The sequence below is a fragment of the Pseudoalteromonas sp. 20-MNA-CIBAN-0454 genome (assembly GCF_040308685.1).
GTDB lineage: Bacteria > Pseudomonadota > Gammaproteobacteria > Enterobacterales > Alteromonadaceae > Pseudoalteromonas > Pseudoalteromonas nigrifaciens.
The window spans coordinates 1-234 of record NZ_JBEOOB010000249.1; the positions used below are offsets into that span (position 1 = coordinate 1).

1 protein-coding gene is annotated in these 234 nt (G+C 40.2%); it reads left to right on the forward strand.

All coding sequences use genetic code 11. From position 1 onward, the window contains the following. A partial coding sequence (locus AAEZ22_RS18660; RefSeq protein ID WP_352298583.1) for an arginase family protein occupies positions 1–234 on the forward strand: 234 nt, incomplete at both ends.

Genomic DNA, 234 nt, shown 5'->3' on the forward strand with positions numbered 1-234 from the left:
GTAATGATGTCGTTCAAATAGGCTTGCGCGGACAATCTGTCGATATTGATACGCTGCAATGGCTCCGAGAACAAGGCGTAAAATATCACACCATGGCAGAAATAAATAAACGCGGTATATCAAGCGTAATTAAAAAAGTGAAAAAGGAAATAACCCGAGGCCCTGATCAAATATTTGTATCGATAGATGTCAGTGTTATTGAGCCAACGCAAATGATATCTGCAGGTCGTATTG